Origin of the sequence: Pseudomonas sp. Marseille-Q1929 (assembly GCF_017316265.1) — a bacterium.
Classification (GTDB): Bacteria; Pseudomonadota; Gammaproteobacteria; order Pseudomonadales; family Pseudomonadaceae; genus Aquipseudomonas.
In genome coordinates, this window is sequence record NZ_JAFLWU010000019.1 from 56,172 (window position 1) to 72,141 (window position 15,970).

Annotated in this window: 16 protein-coding genes and 1 pseudogene; 4 read left to right on the top strand and 13 right to left on the bottom strand. The window is 57.0% G+C overall.

Annotation, left to right across the window (positions count from 1 at the left end):
* Positions 1-28: 28 nt before the first annotated feature.
* Positions 29-1,099, bottom strand: a complete 1,071-nt coding sequence (locus J1G37_RS19670; RefSeq protein ID WP_124525840.1) for an AI-2E family transporter — start codon at positions 1,097-1,099, stop codon at positions 29-31.
* Positions 1,100-1,130: 31 nt separating this feature from the next.
* A complete protein-coding gene (locus J1G37_RS19675) occupies positions 1,131-1,370 on the bottom strand; it encodes a sulfurtransferase TusA family protein (RefSeq protein ID WP_064451315.1) in 240 nt (79 codons plus the stop codon).
* Between the two features lie 95 nt (positions 1,371-1,465).
* Here J1G37_RS19675 and J1G37_RS19680 point away from each other — a divergent pair, with 95 nt between their 5' ends.
* Positions 1,466-2,899 (top strand): M48 family metalloprotease, encoded by a 1,434-nt coding sequence (locus J1G37_RS19680; RefSeq protein ID WP_017736335.1) that lies wholly within the window; start codon positions 1,466-1,468, stop codon positions 2,897-2,899.
* 67 nt (positions 2,900-2,966) lie between these two features.
* On the opposite strand, the gene J1G37_RS19685 is transcribed toward J1G37_RS19680, so the two are convergent.
* The 4 genes from J1G37_RS19685 to rpoE form a co-directional block, all read right to left on the bottom strand.
* Entirely contained in the window at positions 2,967-4,403 is a 1,437-nt protein-coding gene (locus J1G37_RS19685) for a DegQ family serine endoprotease (RefSeq protein WP_207044707.1), read from the bottom strand.
* 235 nt (positions 4,404-4,638) lie between these two features.
* Complete coding sequence (locus tag J1G37_RS19690; RefSeq protein ID WP_207044710.1) at positions 4,639-5,601, bottom strand: MucB/RseB C-terminal domain-containing protein; 963 nt, start codon at positions 5,599-5,601, stop codon at positions 4,639-4,641.
* A 15-nt stretch (positions 5,602-5,616) separates the two neighbouring features.
* Positions 5,617-6,204, bottom strand: coding sequence for an RseA family anti-sigma factor (locus J1G37_RS19695; protein WP_016975168.1), 588 nt, complete (start codon positions 6,202-6,204; stop codon positions 5,617-5,619).
* A 32-nt stretch (positions 6,205-6,236) separates the two neighbouring features.
* The gene (gene rpoE / locus J1G37_RS19700) at positions 6,237-6,818 is read right to left on the bottom strand and encodes an RNA polymerase sigma factor RpoE (RefSeq protein WP_003172477.1); all 582 of its coding nucleotides are present in this window, start codon (positions 6,816-6,818) and stop codon (positions 6,237-6,239) included.
* A gap of 463 nt (positions 6,819-7,281) precedes the next feature.
* On the opposite strand from rpoE, the gene nadB reads away from it, so the two are divergent.
* Positions 7,282-8,886 carry an L-aspartate oxidase gene (nadB, locus tag J1G37_RS19705; RefSeq protein WP_207044713.1) on the top strand — a complete coding sequence of 535 codons (1,605 nt, stop codon included), beginning with the start codon at positions 7,282-7,284 and terminating at the stop codon, positions 8,884-8,886.
* Positions 8,887-9,048: 162 nt separating this feature from the next.
* Here nadB and J1G37_RS19710 read toward each other — a convergent pair whose 3' ends face one another.
* The 3 genes from J1G37_RS19710 to J1G37_RS19720 all read right to left on the bottom strand — a co-directional run bounded on the left by J1G37_RS19710 (position 9,049) and on the right by J1G37_RS19720 (position 10,694).
* A complete protein-coding gene (locus J1G37_RS19710) occupies positions 9,049-9,264 on the bottom strand; it encodes a hypothetical protein (protein WP_169907988.1) in 216 nt (71 codons plus the stop codon).
* A 75-nt stretch (positions 9,265-9,339) separates the two neighbouring features.
* The gene (locus J1G37_RS19715; RefSeq protein WP_169990287.1) at positions 9,340-9,879 is read right to left on the bottom strand and encodes an HNH endonuclease; all 540 of its coding nucleotides are present in this window, start codon (positions 9,877-9,879) and stop codon (positions 9,340-9,342) included.
* A 305-nt stretch (positions 9,880-10,184) separates the two neighbouring features.
* A complete protein-coding gene (locus J1G37_RS19720; RefSeq protein ID WP_169990286.1) occupies positions 10,185-10,694 on the bottom strand; it encodes a hypothetical protein in 510 nt (169 codons plus the stop codon).
* Between the two features lie 770 nt (positions 10,695-11,464).
* Here J1G37_RS19720 and J1G37_RS19725 point away from each other — a divergent pair.
* Positions 11,465-12,553, top strand: a complete 1,089-nt coding sequence (locus tag J1G37_RS19725; RefSeq protein WP_207044716.1) for a hypothetical protein — start codon at positions 11,465-11,467, stop codon at positions 12,551-12,553.
* Between the two features lie 541 nt (positions 12,554-13,094).
* Here the strand turns inward: J1G37_RS19725 and J1G37_RS19730 are convergent.
* Positions 13,095-13,472 carry a hypothetical protein gene (locus J1G37_RS19730; RefSeq protein WP_169990285.1) on the bottom strand — a complete coding sequence of 126 codons (378 nt, stop codon included), beginning with the start codon at positions 13,470-13,472 and terminating at the stop codon, positions 13,095-13,097.
* A gap of 28 nt (positions 13,473-13,500) precedes the next feature.
* Positions 13,501-14,943, bottom strand: a complete 1,443-nt coding sequence (locus J1G37_RS19735) for a tyrosine-type recombinase/integrase (protein ID WP_207044719.1) — start codon at positions 14,941-14,943, stop codon at positions 13,501-13,503.
* A gap of 43 nt (positions 14,944-14,986) precedes the next feature.
* Here J1G37_RS19735 and J1G37_RS19740 point away from each other — a divergent pair.
* Positions 14,987-15,178: pseudogene (locus J1G37_RS19740) on the top strand (L-aspartate oxidase); the annotation flags it as partial.
* Here J1G37_RS19740 and J1G37_RS19745 read toward each other — a convergent pair.
* Positions 15,147-15,593: a hypothetical protein gene (locus J1G37_RS19745; protein ID WP_207044722.1), complete on the bottom strand. Its 447-nt coding sequence runs from the start codon at positions 15,591-15,593 to the stop codon at positions 15,147-15,149. The pseudogene J1G37_RS19740 and the gene J1G37_RS19745 overlap by 32 nt on opposite strands.
* A complete protein-coding gene (locus tag J1G37_RS19750; RefSeq protein ID WP_017736358.1) occupies positions 15,577-15,831 on the bottom strand; it encodes a succinate dehydrogenase assembly factor 2 in 255 nt (84 codons plus the stop codon). Before J1G37_RS19750 ends, J1G37_RS19745 begins: the two co-directional genes overlap by 17 nt.
* Between the last annotated feature and the right edge of the window lie 139 nt (positions 15,832-15,970).

Here is a 15,970-nt window from a genome sequence, read left to right on the forward strand (position 1 = left end):
TGCTCCCTCACCACAGAAGGCCCTACAGCTACAACAGCGGTGCTACCACTGGCTCTTGCCGAGGCCACGCATCCAGCACCGCCTTGAACAGCGTCGCCAGGGGAATCGCAAAGAACACGCCCCAGAATCCCCACAACCCGCCAAACAACAACACCGCACAGATGATCGCTACCGGATGCAGGTTGACCGCCTCCGAGAACAGCAGCGGCACGAGCACGTTGCCGTCCAGGGTCTGGATAATCCCGTAGACCGCCATCAGGTAGATGAACTGATCGCTCCAGCCCCACTGGAACAACGCGATCAACGTCACCGGCACCGTCACCACCACGGCGCCGACATAGGGCACCACCACCGACAACCCCACCAGCAAGGCCAGCAGCGCGGCGTAGTTCAAGTCCAGGGCGATGAAGGCGATGTAGGTCACGCCTCCACAGATAATGATTTCGATGACCTTGCCACGGATGTAGTTGGCGATCTGTCGATTCATCTCTTCGGCTACCCGGGTAATCAACGCCCGTTCGCGCGGCAGGTAGCCACGCACCCAGCGCCCGATCATGGCACGGTCCTTGAGGAAGAAAAACACCAGGATCGGCACCAGCACCAGGTAGATCATGATGTTGACCAGCAACGGCAGACTGGACAGGGAAAAGGTCAGCGCCCATTGCCCGAACTTTCCGATCTCGCCGCGCGCCACCTCAATGGCCTGCAACACTTGCTCATCCGACACCAGGTGCGGGTAACGCTCCGGCAACAGCAGCAGCAACGACTGCCACTTGGCGAGCATACCGGGCAGCTCGTTGAACAGGGTGATCAGTTGGTGCCACAGCAACGGCAGCACCACCACGATAAACAGCACCAGCAGCCCCATGAACAACGCGAACACCAACCCCACCGCCGCGCCGCCCGGCAAGCGCAAGCGCTCCAGGGTGGTGACCAGACCCTGCATCAGGTAGGCCAGCACCATCCCCGCCAGCACGGGCGCCAGCATGCCGCCCAAGGTGAGCACCGCCGTAAAGGCGAGAAACAGCAGGACCGCCAGCACCACTGCTTCTTCATCGGAGAAATAGCGCTGAATCCAGTCTCGTAACACTTTGAACATCAATCAACCTCGGCGTGGTGGGGCTAGTTTTTCAGGCCTTGCGCAACCAGTAACGGTACACACCGGCGGCGTCTTCTTCGTGCAACAGGGTATGACCGGCCAACCTGGCAAACGTCCGGAAATCACGCTGGGAGCCTGCGTCCGTGGCAATCACCTTGAGCACCGCGCCGCTGGCCAATCGGTTGAGTTCCAGCTTGGCCTTGAGCAAAGGCAACGGGCAATTGAGGCCGCTGGCATCGAGTTCGGCATCGAAGGCTACAGCGTCGGTCATGGTTTTACTCCGGGCATCCGTTTGGGCTGCTTAGAATATCTGGTCCGAAGCTCAGTGTCCGGCTACAGTAAGCTCTTTGTCGAAAGGCTCTGTGCATGACTTTTTTGCGCCCCACCCTGCTGACGCTGGCTTGCCTGCTGGCCTCCCCAGGCTTCGCTGACGACCTGCCGTCACTTGGCGACGCCAGTTCTGCCATTGTCTCGCCTCAACAGGAATACCAACTGGGCCGTGCGTGGCTGGCCTACCTGCGCGGCCAGGTCTCACAGCTCAACGACCCGCAGCTCAAGGATTACGTCGAAACCAGCGTCTACAAATTGGTGGAGACCAGCCAGGTCAATGACCGGCGCCTGGAGTTCATCCTGATCAACAGCCCGCAGCTCAACGCCTTTGCCGCACCCGGCGGGATCGTCGGGGTCAACGGTGGCCTGTTCCTCAACGCGCAGACCGAAGGCGAGTACGCCTCGGTACTGGCCCACGAGTTGGCGCACTTGTCGCAACGCCACTTCGCACGTGGCGTTGAAGCCCAGCAACGCATGCAGATCCCGATGATGGCCGCCCTCCTCGGCGGCATCATCGCCGCCGCCGCCGGTGCAGGTGACGCCGGCATAGCCGCAATTGCCGGCACCCAGGCCGCCGCCATCCAGGAACAACGCCGCTTTTCGCGCCAGAACGAGCAAGAGGCTGACCGCATCGGCATCCTCAACCTGGAAAAAGCCGGCTACGACCCGCGGTCCATGCCGTCCATGTTCGAACGCTTGGGGCGCCAATACCGCTTTGACGCCAAGCCGCCGGAATTCCTGCTGACGCACCCGGTAACCGAATCGCGGATCGCCGACACTCGCAACCGTGCCGAGCAAGCCAAGCCTGGCGGCAAGGAAGACAGCCTGCGCTATCAATTGATTCGTGCACGGGTGCAGTTGCAGTACGAGGACACATCAGGCCTCGCCGCCAAACGGTTCCAGGCGCAATTGGACGAGAACCCGAAAAACGATGTGGCGCGCTACGGGCTGGCCATTGCGCAGATCAAAGGCTCCCAGTTCAAACAAGCGCGGGAGAACCTGACGGCACTGCTTGCCAAGGCGCCGAACGACATTACTTACAACCTGGCGCTGATCCAGCTGGAAATCGACAACAACCATCTGCCCGATGCCCAGCAGCGTACCGATCGAATGCTGACCCAGTATCCCGGTAACTACCCGCTGAATCAGATCCGGGTAGACCTGCTGCTCAAGCAAAACCGCACCGCCGAGGCGGAGAAGGCCTTGGACGGCCTGCTTAAATCCCGTCCCGATGATCCCGATGTCTGGTATCAGGTCGCCGAAACGCGCGGTTTGTCCGGCAATATCATCGGCCTGCACCAGGCACGCGCCGAGTACTTTGCACTGGTGGGCGACTTCCAGCAGGCCATTCAACAGCTGGACTTCGCCAAACGCAGGGCGGGCAGCAACTTCCCGCTGTCGTCACGCATCGACGCACGCCAGCGTGAGCTGATCGAACAGGAACGCCTGGTGAAAGGGATGATGAGCTAAACCCATCGCCCACAAAAAAGCCCCGCCTTCGTTAACCGAAGGCGGGGCTTTTTATTGAGCTAGCGGATTACTCGGCCAGCTTGAAGGTAATGAAGCTGGCACGCCCCTGACGCAACACACGCATCGACACCGAGCGATTCTTCGGCAGCGCCTTGGCGATGTCGGTGAACTGCTTGGTGCTGTCGATCGCCTGATTGTTCAGGTGGGTGATGACGTCACCTGGCTGCAGGCCAATCAGGGAAGCAGGACCATCCTGCACTTCCTTGATTACTACGCCACTCTTGAGGTCGAAGCTCTTCTTCTGCTCATCGGTCAGCTCGACCACGGCAATGCCCAGGCGGTTGCTGCTGCGCTCAGCGCCCGACTTGGCGTTGCCCAGGGCATCCAACGTGGCGCCTTCTTCGGGAATGGCACCGACAGTCAGCTCAACGGTCTGGCGCTTGCCTTCGCGGATCACTTCCAGCTTGGCCTTGCTGCCGGCCTTGAGTGCGCCGACCAGATGAGGCAGATCCGCCGACATGACGATCGGCTGACCGTTCATGCTCAGGATCACGTCACCGACCTGCAAACCACCTTTGGCCGCTGGGCCGTCGTCCTGGATCTGTGCAACCAGGGCACCCGCCGGTTTGTCGAGACCAAACGACTCAGCCAGATCCTTGTTCACTTCCTGGATCACCACGCCCAACCAGCCACGGCTGACCTTGCCACCGCTTTTCAGCTGGTTGGAAACGTCCATGGCCACGTCGATCGGGATGGCGAACGACACGCCCATGAAACCACCGGAACGGGTGTAGATCTGCGAGTTGATGCCCACGACTTCGCCGGCCAGGTTGAACAGCGGACCACCGGAGTTGCCCGGGTTGATCGGCACGTCGGTCTGGATGAACGGCACGTAGTTCTCGTTCGGCAAGCTGCGGCCAATGGCGCTGACGATGCCTTGGGTCACAGTGTGGTCAAAGCCGAACGGTGAACCGATGGCGACAACCCACTGCCCGGCTTTCAAGTCCTGGGATTTACCCAGCTTCAGCACGGGCAGGTCTTTGCCTTCGATCTTCAGCAAGGCCACGTCGGAGCGCGGGTCAGTGCCCACCAACTTGGCTTTCAGCTCACTGCGATCCGCCAGGCGTACGAGGATCTCGTCAGCGTCGGCAATCACGTGGTTGTTGGTGAGGATGTAGCCATCCGGCGAGATGATGAAACCCGACCCCAGGGACTGGGCCTCACGCTGGCCACCGCCACCGCGCGGGGAACGCTGTTGCGGCATGCCGCGCTCGAAGAACTCGCGCAACATCGGCGGCAGGCCTTCCAGGTCTGGCATCTGCTGGTTGGAGACTTTGCGATCCGGCAGTTTCTGCGTGGTACTGATGTTCACCACCGCTGGCGAGGCCTGTTCAACCAATTGGGTGAAGTCAGGCAGCTCGGCCGCTTGCGCAGGCAAGGCCTGGCCCAGCACCAATACCGTGGCGACGATGGATAGGTAAGACTTCAAACGTGGTATCGACATACAGCTCCCGTTACGACGAGCAGGGTTGAGCGACAGGGTTCAAGAAACGCCGGAAACTGCGACCGACATTTTTGTTCCGCGAACAAAACAAGGCCAGGGCCGACAAGCCCTGACCTATAAAAAACATGGGGGATTTTTGCAAGTGAAAATGCTGATCCATTCATTTCATGCTCTCGGCAACCGACCCGGCATGGGCTTCACAGTGAAAGCTCAGGATGAACATAGGATTAACAACTCACGGCTGGGCGGTGGTCTTTTTTTCACCGCGCACAGATAGCGCGATGCGTTCGGCGGTACCGATGGGGATTTCGCCAACCACCGTCACCATCATCTCGCCATCCACCGTATTCAGGCGGCGCGAGACGGCAACCGTAGGGCCCAGCTGGGTGCGGGTCTCAGTCACGCTTGCGTCGTTGATCGGCTCAAGGAACACCGAGAAACGCGCCAGCCCGTCTTCATACATCAGACTGTCGACTGTGGCTTTAGTCTGGGTGTCTGTGCGAGCACTGCTGTTGGTCAGCTGGAAACCTGGCGGCAACCATTCCATATGCCAGCGCTCGGTTGGCGCGACATCTGGCGCGTTACCCTTGGCTGCGGCAATAGGCGTGCATTCGCTGCTGGGCTGCAAATCCCGATCCTCGGGCACGGCCGACGTGTTCAAGCGCGTGAACTGGAAACGCTCCAGCAACTGGCCCTGGTCATTGAGCAACAGGGATTTGAGCGGCAAGGCGGTTTCACGGTCCAGGTGCAGCTCAAAGCCGTAACGGTATTGATCACGCGGCGTGATTGAAACGATCACCGCATTACGACCGGCCACGCGGGATTTGCCGATGACGGCCAGTTCATAGAATTCATTGAGTTTTTGCGGATCAAGCGCACGTGATGGAGCATCACGGGAATTGCCCAGGCCTGCGACAAGGGCGCCGCTGACACACTGGGTGCGGCCATCCAACCGCACGACTTCCTGGGCAGAGCCATCGAGCTGCAAGAGCCGCTCACGGACCTGACCGTCCTGGACACGATGCCAGATGTCATGGGTAGAAAAACTGCCATTACGCTCGTAGACGAACGTACCTTGAAAGCTTTGCTGCTGCTCTGCACGCCCAAGTCGATTCAGCCAGTCTTGGGCTTCATCGGCGTGGGCGGGGAGTGCAAACCAACTACTGAGCAAAAGCGTAAGGAGCGGTATGGCGCGCATAAAGCTCCTTACGGATTAGCGGTTTTCCAGGCTTGCTGCGCGAGCATAGGGCAGAGCGGTTTCAGTGCCTTTCAGAGCTGATTCCTGAGCGTGTTGGCGCAGGTAGCCTGGAAGACGCTGGTCCTGCCAGCCGGATTGCCCTTGCAGAACACCATTGGCCATCGGGCCGGTGGTGTCAGAGCTTTCCTTGTAGCCGGCCAGTACCGCTGGGCCTTTGACCTGGGGTCCAGCCATCACCGGTTGCTGAGTCTGCTGGGCCAGTTCGGCGCCGGCGATTTCGTCCTGGTTGTACAGGCGAACACCTGCCAACACAGCAACGGTCACCGAGGCAGCGACTGCCAGGCGACCCAGGCTACGCCATGGACCACGAGCAGCTTTTGCCGGAACGGCTTCATCAGCCAGAGCGGCAGAAACGGCCGCAGCAATATCCAGACGAGGGATTAGAAGATCCTTGTGCATCACCGCCCGAGCGACTTGGTAACGAGACCAGGTATCACGGGTTTCGGCATCATCAAATGCGTTGAGCACTCGACGAAGTTCCAGTTCATCCGCTTCGTTATCCATCACTGCGGACAGCGATTCCTGCAGGGCATCACGACTCATGGCGGTTCCTCTCTTGGCTGTCGCCGCTGTCTTTAGTTTTCCTGCAACAACGGTTGCAAGGCTTTATCGATGGCTTCCCGGGCCCGGAAAATCCGTGACCTTACAGTCCCCACCGGACACTGCATGACGCTCGCAATGTCTTCGTAACTCAGACCGTCGAATTCACGTAAAGTTAACGCCGTACGTAAATCTTCTGGCAGTTGCTGAATAGTGCGATGAACGGTGCCTTCGATCTCGTCGCGCAGCAATGCACGCTCCGGCGACTCGAGATCCTTGAGGCCGTGATCACCATCGTAAAATTCAGCATCTTCTGAACTAACATCGCTATCCGGTGGGCGGCGTCCGCGAGACACCAGATAGTTCTTCGCCGTGTTGATGGCGATGCGGTACAGCCACGTATAAAACGCACTGTCACCGCGGAAATTGCCAAGTGCACGGTACGCCTTGATAAAGGCTTCCTGTGCAACGTCCTGCGCTTCATGGGTGTCGTGCACAAACCGCACGATCAACCCGAGAATTTTGTGCTGGTATTTCAGCACTAGCAGATCAAATGCGCGCTTGTCGCCGCGCTGAACGCGCTCGACCAGCTGCTGATCCTCTTCCTGGGTTAGCATGAACACTCCTCGTTGTACTTGAAGGAGGCTTGCATAACTAAACGATCAGGCTTGCAAACATAGACTAGGACTTTTCGCAAAAGTTCTCCCCCTTCAAGCAAGTTTCCGGCATGCACTGATTTGGCACACACGAAAAACGCAGCACGGGCAACGCCGGCTGCGCGAATAATCTTGTCGCCGGTTTTCTGACGCGTCCAATGCACCCGACGGGCCAATAAACTCAACGTTTTCCCAGCTTTCGGGCAACCTGCTATTGAGTCGGGGCTTATGCAAAAAGTTCCCACTTCAATAACCGGCCGATTTTACCCACGCCGTGCACCGTAATCTCACATTGCCACGAATGCCCGGCTATTGTGCCGCTCCCCCCCTCTATATACTAGTGGTCCGTGTGACCCTTTGATTCGCCGATCCAGGCGTCCTGTTTGCGCCAGCCCTTTGGATCGCTTTTTGCGGAATCCTTCAAATGAGCCAACAGTTTCAACACGATGTTCTGGTGATCGGTAGCGGCGCGGCCGGCTTGAGCCTGGCGCTGACCCTCCCCAGCCACCTGCGAATTGCCGTACTGAGCAAAGGCAACCTGGCCAACGGCTCGACATTCTGGGCCCAGGGCGGCGTCGCCGCCGTGCTGGACGACACCGACACGGTGCAATCCCACGTCGAAGACACCCTCAACGCCGGCGGCGGCCTGTGTGACGAAGACGCCGTGCGCTTCACCGTCGAGCATAGCCGCGAGGCCATCCAATGGCTGATCGACCAGGGCGTGCCGTTCACCCGCGATGAACACGCGGGCAGTGACGATGGCGGTTTCGAGTTCCACCTGACCCGCGAGGGCGGCCACAGCCACCGTCGCATCATCCACGCCGCCGACGCCACCGGCGCCGCGATCTTCACGACCCTGCTCGAACAAGCGCGCCAACGCCCCAACATCGAACTGCTGGAGCAACGCGTCGCCGTCGACCTGATCACCGAAAAACGCCTGGGCCTGGACGGCGAGCGCTGCCTCGGCGCCTACGTGCTCAACCGCGCCAGCGGCGAAGTCGATACCTACGGCGCACGTTTCACCATCCTGGCCTCAGGCGGCGCCGCCAAGGTCTACCTCTATACCAGCAACCCCGACGGCGCCTGCGGCGACGGCATCGCCATGGCCTGGCGCTCGGGCTGCCGGGTGGCCAACCTGGAATTCAACCAGTTCCACCCGACCTGCCTGTATCACCCGCAGGCCAAGAGCTTCCTGATCACCGAAGCCCTGCGCGGCGAAGGCGCCCACCTGAAACTGCCGAACGGCGAGCGTTTCATGCAGCGCTTCGACCCCCGCGCCGAACTGGCGCCACGGGACATCGTCGCCCGCGCCATCGACCATGAAATGAAGCGCCTGGGCATCGACTGCGTCTACCTGGACATCAGCCACAAGCCCGAAGCCTTCATCAAGACGCACTTCCCAACCGTCTACGAGCGTTGCCTGACGTTCAACATCGACATCACCAAAGGCCCGATCCCCGTGGTCCCGGCCGCGCACTACACCTGCGGCGGCGTGATGGTCGACCAACACGGCCGTACCGACGTGCCCGGCCTGTATGCGATTGGCGAAACCAGCTTCACCGGCCTGCACGGCGCCAACCGCATGGCCAGCAATTCTCTGCTCGAATGCTTCGTCTACGCCCGCTCGGCGGCGGCGGACATCCTTGAACAACTGCCGCGCATCGCCGTGCCAGACGCCCTGCCCCGCTGGGATGCGAGCCAGGTCACCGATTCGGACGAAGACGTGATCATCGCCCACAACTGGGACGAGCTGCGGCGTTTCATGTGGGACTACGTGGGGATCGTGCGCACCAACAAGCGCCTGCAACGCGCGCAACACCGCGTGCGGCTGCTGCTGGATGAGATCGACGAGTTCTACAGCAACTACCGAGTAAGCAGAGACCTGATTGAATTGAGGAACCTTGCTCAAGTAGCGGAACTGATGATCAGGTCTGCCATGGAACGTAAGGAATCTCGGGGTCTGCACTACACGCTGGACTATCCAGGGATGCTGCCAGAGGCGAAGGATACGATCCTTACACCGACCTGATGAGGCACGTTAGGAGCCCATAGCGTAGCACCATAGGACCCCGATTTGTAACAGCTTTGGCTCACATTTGTCCCAACGCTGGGGTCCTTATCGCCTGCCCGCAAGGGTCCTTATCGTGCGCCTGAGCGAGCGTGCGAGGGCCTACGGGGGTAAGCGCGCAGGTTAGCTATGACAGGTGGTCTCACAGAAATTTGTGTCATTTTCGTTAGGTGCTGCGCCTTGACGTACGCGGGAGTCACTGAAACGGGCCACGGTGGAACCCTCAACGACCGAGTCAACGTGCATACGGTCAGGCATGGCGAAACGGTCACGGGCGTCACGGTGGTCAGTGTTGCGGTTAATGGTGCCGGTTGCTTGGTTCAGGTTGACTTTAGACATGTGGGAATCTCCTTTAGGGAATCAACAGGGTCCTCATCTGGTGAGGGGTTTTAATCCCAGTCCCTAAAGTGAGCCTTACGGCCAACCCTCAGCGGGACCCATTACGGCCTCAAGCGGGAGCTGACAGTAGAAGCTGGTCACGTTGGCGAACTCGCCATGCTCCTCAAGGATTGCCTCAAGGGCAGCACGACACATTGCGTTGAGCTGTGCGCCGTCATGGTCACGGTCAAGCATGAAACTTTTGCGCAGGCTGTAGCCCTCGACACAGCCAGTCACGCGCCCGGTCTTGGCGTTGAGGTAGACCCCTTTAGGGAAGAACCCTCCACGGCCTGGGGTGTTGCGTGCGTTCTGGCGATTGGTGCAGGCCCGTAGGTTGCTGGCCTTGTTGTAGCCTGGGTCACCGTCCTTATGGTCGATGTACAGGCCTTGGGGATCAGTGCCGGTGGTCAGTGCATACACGACCCGGTGAACTGCCAGCCCTTGGAATGACCAATAGCCATCGGGGCGCTTTGTGCCCACGGGTTGACCTTCAAGGGTCGCAAGGCCCGAAGGGCTCAGGGAGTCGGCCTTGTAGGAAGCGGAAAGGGTCTTAACGTCGATCTGAATGTTTTGCATGTGGTGGTACTCCTTGTGGTCTCTTGGTTGGTGGTTCTCCTGGGTGACCCGTGGTGTGGGTCTTATAGGTGCGTGTAGTTGCTCAGTGATCCCCTAAAGGTTGCTCAGTGACGTTGGTCAGTATGTGGTCGGTAGACCCAGGCTTTAAGCCCAGAGGGTCTAAAGGTCTCTCTCTGAGATGGGATTGCTTATCAGCAAATAATCCACATCACAAAAGGTCTCTTAGAGGGTCTTTAGTCTTGTGTCCTCATTGAGTCAGCGCCTCTTAGAGGTCGGTCCTTAGGGTTCTTCATCTTGTGTCCGCATTAAATGAGGAACGCATCAGCTCCCAGGTCCAGGCGTAGCTGTGCCATCTGGTCAGGTGCCGATTGAATGGCCGAGATGGTCTCGCGCTGGTGACCTTCAAGGCCTCCCATAGCAGCCCTCAGCCACTTAGGCCGGGACCTCATAAGCGGTTGCAAGGCGACCTCAAGGGCGCTGAGATAGCGGCGAGCCATCCGGGAGGACAGGCCCAGGTGTGCCCCAATGGTCTCTGTAGAGAACACCTCAAGGGACTCAAGCAATTCATAGAGGGTCTTAACGGGGAGCTGCTTGGTTCCGCCGTGGTCCAGCTTTGCGACTCCTGAAAGAATGTCTTCAGACCATCGGTCATACCGGTCCTGAAAATCCAGATGACTACAGAAAGGATTCTCAATGATTGTCGGAACGGTTCCTCGCTTGGGTTTCTCAGGGACAAGGCGCAGGCCTGTCAGATAGTCCGCCCGGTCGAAGGCATCGGCCAGGGTGTGGAGTAGAACAGGTGTGTGGTGGATCATGGTGGTTGTCTCCTATAGCTCGCCTTATCGACGGGCAGCGTTGAGCCTCCCGTGGTGTAGGGTGATTGGTGATGTCCTCTTGTGGGTGAGGGGTTTTAATCCGAGGTTTCTAAACGAGCCCACCTTGACCCCCATTGAGGGGATCGCAGCGGGAGACGTTAGGAGGAAACTGTGTTGTCCGTGTTCTTGTGAGGGTATCTGTTCCTAAGTATCAGAACGTGGCCCACACAGGCAGCCAGTTACTTGGCGACAGGCGCCTATCTCTCAATGGGTGAGGGGTTTTGATCCGAGGTGTCAACTCGTAGCCTTAGTGAGGGTTTCTACGCGCACAGTCAGGCGGTCAGCAGAAGAAACTGTTCGGGCCTTCCCGCGTTAGTGAGGGTTTACTCAGGGCTATGCGGCAGGCTAAGGCTATAATTTACAGGGAGCCCAGCAGGCCCTCAGAAACGATGTAGCCCAGCAGTTAAGCCAGGCTTCTATCAATACCGTGTCGCCATGCAATTTGTGCAGACCCACACATCAGTTCACTCCTTACATTTTGTAGAGCTGCGCGCTAAGTGAGTTTTGAAGGATTCAATAAAGACCGCCGCGCCGTTTGGTCGTCTATAGCGCTACCTATGGAGACCGTCAGAAAATAACAAAGCCCGGTGTGACCCACGGCGCTCCAATTTGTTGAATCGCTCTTTATTATCTGGCTTAGTGGTAGCGGCGCGTTCTGAGCGCCCGGTCGCTGAGTCACGCACGCCCGAACCTAAGCAAGGAGCATTCGCATGGAATGGCAACCGGTTTTGAGAGAATTGCATCTATACGGTGGCGGACGCATTCTGAATGGGATGGATCAAAAAGCTGATCTTCGGCCCAGTGCAATGAATGGAAAGTCCGCAACATTAACTATAAAAAGCTATGGTAGTTTTTATGCTGATGTTAAAGCTTTAGGATTCCAGATAGTCGGATGTGATTTTTTTCACACAGAAGAGCAAGCGAAAAGTTTCGTACCTCCCGAGTGGAGGTCAATTAATCCCGCAGCCTCTCCAACGTGGATATGCACAGACCAAGGTCATAATTGGTCCTTCATAGCCAATGCCGCATTTCTAAAAAAAAACGGACTATTTTACGATATAGCTTCTCGAATTTCCCATCAAATAAGAGCATGTGAATGGAGATTGAGGCAGTTATCGGAAGCATATTCAGATCAACTGAACGGGAGATTACACTCGAAATCTTTTAAACCCAACGAACGCTTTCTTGATGGCCATACCTCGTTATGTTACTTGGCCCTACAGTCGTTCCTGGTAGATTCTTGCACTTTAAGAGATTATCTTTCAGAGTTCTACTCAGAGGCAACAATAAGAAAAAATGATCCGGCCGCTCCCAAAATCACTGCTTTAAGTGGCCTATTAAAGATCTGGCGATCTCAGCCACCTCAGGATAAAGCGGGCAAGGAGTTGAAAGCCTCATCGTCGCCCGACAATTGGCTCTACGAACTCGGCGCATACCGAGACTTAGTCGTCCATGTCGCCCCTTTAGCAAATGCTGCGAAGACCCTACTGGCCTTCACGAGGACAATAGACTTTCATGGCCAGCAGTTGCCAGCCATACAGCTACCAATTCCATTAAAACCTGCTCAAGTAACTAAAATTCGGACTATTGGACAATACTTTGAAGACCCCAACGTAGACTTTGCTCGCGGCTTGAACTTTATTGAGAATATGGACTCCTCAAGAGACGCACTCGAATACGCTCATATTTCTATGCAGCAACTTGGCGCACTTTGCAATTCAATTTCGAGCATTTCCCCCTTTGCACCTGAGGTTCCGATCATCACACCAATAGACTTAAAGATCACAAAAACCCCATAAGATTACTGCAATAAATCGAACGTTTTTTTATTACTTTGGTGAATGATAGAGCATTGAGAGACAACCAACTTAAGGTTACCCTCAATGCCCTTCCTCCCTGGCGAACCTCTTCAAATCCGTTAAGGTCCAGCTTCCAGGCTTCCTACGATTCTCATCAGTGATGGCTCTCATACGTAAGGCTTCTGCATCAAGCTCTGATAGAACTTCAAGGACCTCCTTAACCAAGGGGTCCTCTTCAGGTCCTCTTAGGGTCAGGTTGTACCACTGATACAGGAGCCGTGTGGCATCAATTGCAGCCTCATAGCGAACACCTAAAAGATAGGTCTCCTGGGCAGTGTCGCGATGCTTTTTTTATAATCCGTCCAGACCCAGCCCGAACCCTCCTGATAGTCAGGACACTTAATACACTAACCGTAATAGCAACACTCATTGAGGGCTTCCAAGTGCGTCAGTGATGGGCCTCACAGCTCCCACGATATTTCGTAATTAAAGTCGTGACGGACCTTAAAGGTGGTAGTCCGAGGTGCAGCTAAACCGTTGTTCAGGAAAAGAGTTTGTATAAACCGAATAAGCCGAGGGCTACGAAGATATAGAAGGCTATCTGCACACCCTTTTTGGTGACCTTGCGATTAATGACGCCAAGCTCATCGAAAAAGTACGAAACAAACGCATTTGAGTCTACGTCCATCTCGTCGCCGGTCTCCCAAAAAGCAGCGATAGCCTCTCCGTGTTTAATTCGCGCAAGGTTCGAAGTTCGCTCGTTGCTGTCGTCTAAATTTACCTGGTCTTGAATGAAACATTGCCAAGCCATAATTCGAGCTGTTTTTTCACCAAGAGAGGGAATTCGATCCACTACTATCGCGCGCGCCTGTAGTTCGCTGTTGACCTTAGCAATTCCGTATAGATCAAGATTTCTCATAGCTGACTCCATTCAAATTTCAGCAATATTATAAGGCCATACGGAACGCGTTCACCAGAGCTTCAGCCATACGGCCCACCTCAACGGCACTCCCTGCCCCATACAGGTCATAACTGATAGACCCTGAAGCGTGCCCCAAGATGGACTCAGCGGTTCCCACAGGCACCTCAGCGGCCTTCAAGGCACCGGCCAGCGAGTGACGCAACGAGTGGAAGGTTAGGGTCCGATCAGCGTTCAAGCTCAAGACATCCCTAAGGGCGCCATTAAGCACGCTGGAGTACTGACCAGACCCCAACGTGAACAGTCGGGATTCGGAGCTATCTACAAACTCACGGAAGGCCTGGAGGTCGAAGCCGTAAGCGCCATCGGTCAACGGGATGACCCTCAAAGCATTCTTGGTCTTGGCCGTCTTGCCATCGTTCCTATTGATGTCTATGACCCACACGCCCCCAACTTGCTTAACGTCAGCCTTGGTCAACTGCCTCAGTTCCTCAATACGCGCCCCGGTGATGACCCCAAGTGACAACGCCCAACGCTGCCATGCGTCCGCTGGTAGTGAGTTAGCGTGAGTCATTAGGGCCTTTAGTTGACCCGTAGAGAACGCCTCACGCGAGCTGTCAGCATCCTTGGAAAGCTTCAGCCCCTTGTCAAAACTCTTGTCGAGGTAGCCGTTATTCACAGCCCAATCCATCACCGTTGATAGCCGGGTCATCAGCTTGTTCACAGTGGACCCTTTACGGCCCTTAAGGAGCTTGTCCCGAAGGTTCTTCATGTCCTCACGAGTGTGCCCCCTCATGTCCAAGTCGCCAAGGATCACGCTGATAGCCTCACACGATGACTTCACGTCACGCATGGTGCTGGCCTCAATGCTGTCCTTGCGTTCCTCCATGTACAGCGCAGAGAGGGACTTGAAGGGCAGACTTGGGGAAGCGTTTACAGATATAGGCAGGGAGAGAGCCAAAGGCACGCCACAAGACTCATCATTGAGGTCCTTAACGATCTCGACCAATTTCCCTGAACGGCCACGCATACGTTCCTGTGAGGCATCAAGGATCTCAAGTGCCTTACTCACTGCCCGTTGCTGATTGATGCTCAGGGGCAGTTTTGCGGATGCCTTACGAAGCGCCAAGTGATGCTCATCGTTGATCATCTCGTAAGCGACCAGCGAGCTATCACCGTGTGCCATCGTCAGGTTGTATTCAGCGAACTCAATCAAGCGCTCACGGAGTTCGTCCCATGACGCCTCAGGGTTGTCCAAGTGGTAAGCCTTGAGAGTCGAAAGGATGTCGTCGGAGATGGTCATTGCGGTGGCCTTGTCGGTAGTCCTGAGTGACAGCGTGAAGAAGCCCTTAAGGGTTCCTTGAGGGCGAAGGCGAAGGTAATAGCGACCAGACCGGCGATAGTGGTACGGCTTGGCGAGCGCAGTTTGTAACAGGTTTGTCCCACTTGGGGAGCGGTGGTTGACGGTCATCGGCTGAAACCCCTGTATCCATTGGGTTTAGCCTCATAGGGTCGAGTTCTACAGCAACTATAAAGTCAGCCGCGACCTGATCGAGTTGCGCAACCTGGCCCAAGTGGCGGAACTGATGATCCGCTCCGCCATGGAACGCAAGGAAAGCCGCGGCCTGCATTACACCCTCGACTACCCCGACCTGTTGCCCGAGGCCCGCGACACTATTCTGGTGCCAACCACCTACGGCGACTGAACTTCAAGCGCACCCGCAGGCGTCGATGCAGATCGGCGGCCTGCGAATCGGCAGGCACACAGATCGAGCGCACCCACCACTGCCCCGGCACCCGGTAACGCAGCACCACGATCAACGGTAATGCCAGGCTGTCGGGACGCAACTGCACACCGTGCCAGCCACGTGCGGCGCTCCACAACTGCCAGCCACTTTCATCGCGGCGCAGGCCACGAACCGACGAACGGTGAGTCAGCAGCACATGGCGCGGCAAAACCCAGGCAGCATGCGCCAGGCACACCAGCACGCCGAGGCTTGAGTAAGGCAGGTCGAGGGACAACAGCGCACCCAGCGCGAACAGCTGGGCAAGGAGATACGCCGCCAGCAACAGCCGTGAGGCCTGCCAGCGGCATTCAAAGGTATTACTTGGGCTGGACACGATCCAGAATCATCCGAACCATGCGCTGCAGCTCCGGGTCTTCAGATTCGGCGCGTTCCATGAACCAGCCGAACATGTCCTGGTCTTCGCACGTCAGCAGCCGGACGTAGAGGTCGCGGTCCACCTTGTCGAGCGTCGCGTAGACCTCTTTGGTGAAAGGCACCAACAACACATCCAACTCCAGCATGCCGCGACGGCTGTGCCAGTAGAGGCGATTGATTTCTACATCTTCGACCATGGAGCGCTCCTCAAATAGGCGGCAAGTATACAGGCCCGGCCGCACCGGAACAGTCGGCTTTGGTCGCCCCATACGGAAACTATCCATTTGCCGGGCGCCCCTCTATGATGCACCCATGACTTTTTGACCTGCGATGACC

What these genes read in the sequence shown, in the direction of transcription:
- J1G37_RS19670 (WP_124525840.1), bottom strand. Translation starts at nt 1,099, where the DNA reads ATGTTCAAAGTGTTACGAGACTGGATTCAGCGCTATTTCTCCGATGAA.
- J1G37_RS19675 (WP_064451315.1), bottom strand. Translation starts at nt 1,370, where the DNA reads ATGACCGACGCTGTAGCCTTCGATGCCGAACTCGATGCCAGCGGCCTC.
- J1G37_RS19680 (WP_017736335.1), top strand. Translation starts at nt 1,466, where the DNA reads ATGACTTTTTTGCGCCCCACCCTGCTGACGCTGGCTTGCCTGCTGGCC.
- J1G37_RS19685 (WP_207044707.1), bottom strand. Translation starts at nt 4,403, where the DNA reads ATGTCGATACCACGTTTGAAGTCTTACCTATCCATCGTCGCCACGGTA.
- J1G37_RS19690 (WP_207044710.1), bottom strand. Translation starts at nt 5,601, where the DNA reads ATGCGCGCCATACCGCTCCTTACGCTTTTGCTCAGTAGTTGGTTTGCA.
- J1G37_RS19695 (WP_016975168.1), bottom strand. Translation starts at nt 6,204, where the DNA reads ATGAGTCGTGATGCCCTGCAGGAATCGCTGTCCGCAGTGATGGATAAC.
- rpoE (WP_003172477.1), bottom strand. Translation starts at nt 6,818, where the DNA reads ATGCTAACCCAGGAAGAGGATCAGCAGCTGGTCGAGCGCGTTCAGCGC.
- nadB (WP_207044713.1), top strand. Translation starts at nt 7,282, where the DNA reads ATGAGCCAACAGTTTCAACACGATGTTCTGGTGATCGGTAGCGGCGCG.
- J1G37_RS19710 (WP_169907988.1), bottom strand. Translation starts at nt 9,264, where the DNA reads ATGTCTAAAGTCAACCTGAACCAAGCAACCGGCACCATTAACCGCAAC.
- J1G37_RS19715 (WP_169990287.1), bottom strand. Translation starts at nt 9,879, where the DNA reads ATGCAAAACATTCAGATCGACGTTAAGACCCTTTCCGCTTCCTACAAG.
- J1G37_RS19720 (WP_169990286.1), bottom strand. Translation starts at nt 10,694, where the DNA reads ATGATCCACCACACACCTGTTCTACTCCACACCCTGGCCGATGCCTTC.
- J1G37_RS19725 (WP_207044716.1), top strand. Translation starts at nt 11,465, where the DNA reads ATGGAATGGCAACCGGTTTTGAGAGAATTGCATCTATACGGTGGCGGA.
- J1G37_RS19730 (WP_169990285.1), bottom strand. Translation starts at nt 13,472, where the DNA reads ATGAGAAATCTTGATCTATACGGAATTGCTAAGGTCAACAGCGAACTA.
- J1G37_RS19735 (WP_207044719.1), bottom strand. Translation starts at nt 14,943, where the DNA reads ATGACCGTCAACCACCGCTCCCCAAGTGGGACAAACCTGTTACAAACT.
- J1G37_RS19750 (WP_017736358.1), bottom strand. Translation starts at nt 15,831, where the DNA reads ATGGTCGAAGATGTAGAAATCAATCGCCTCTACTGGCACAGCCGTCGC.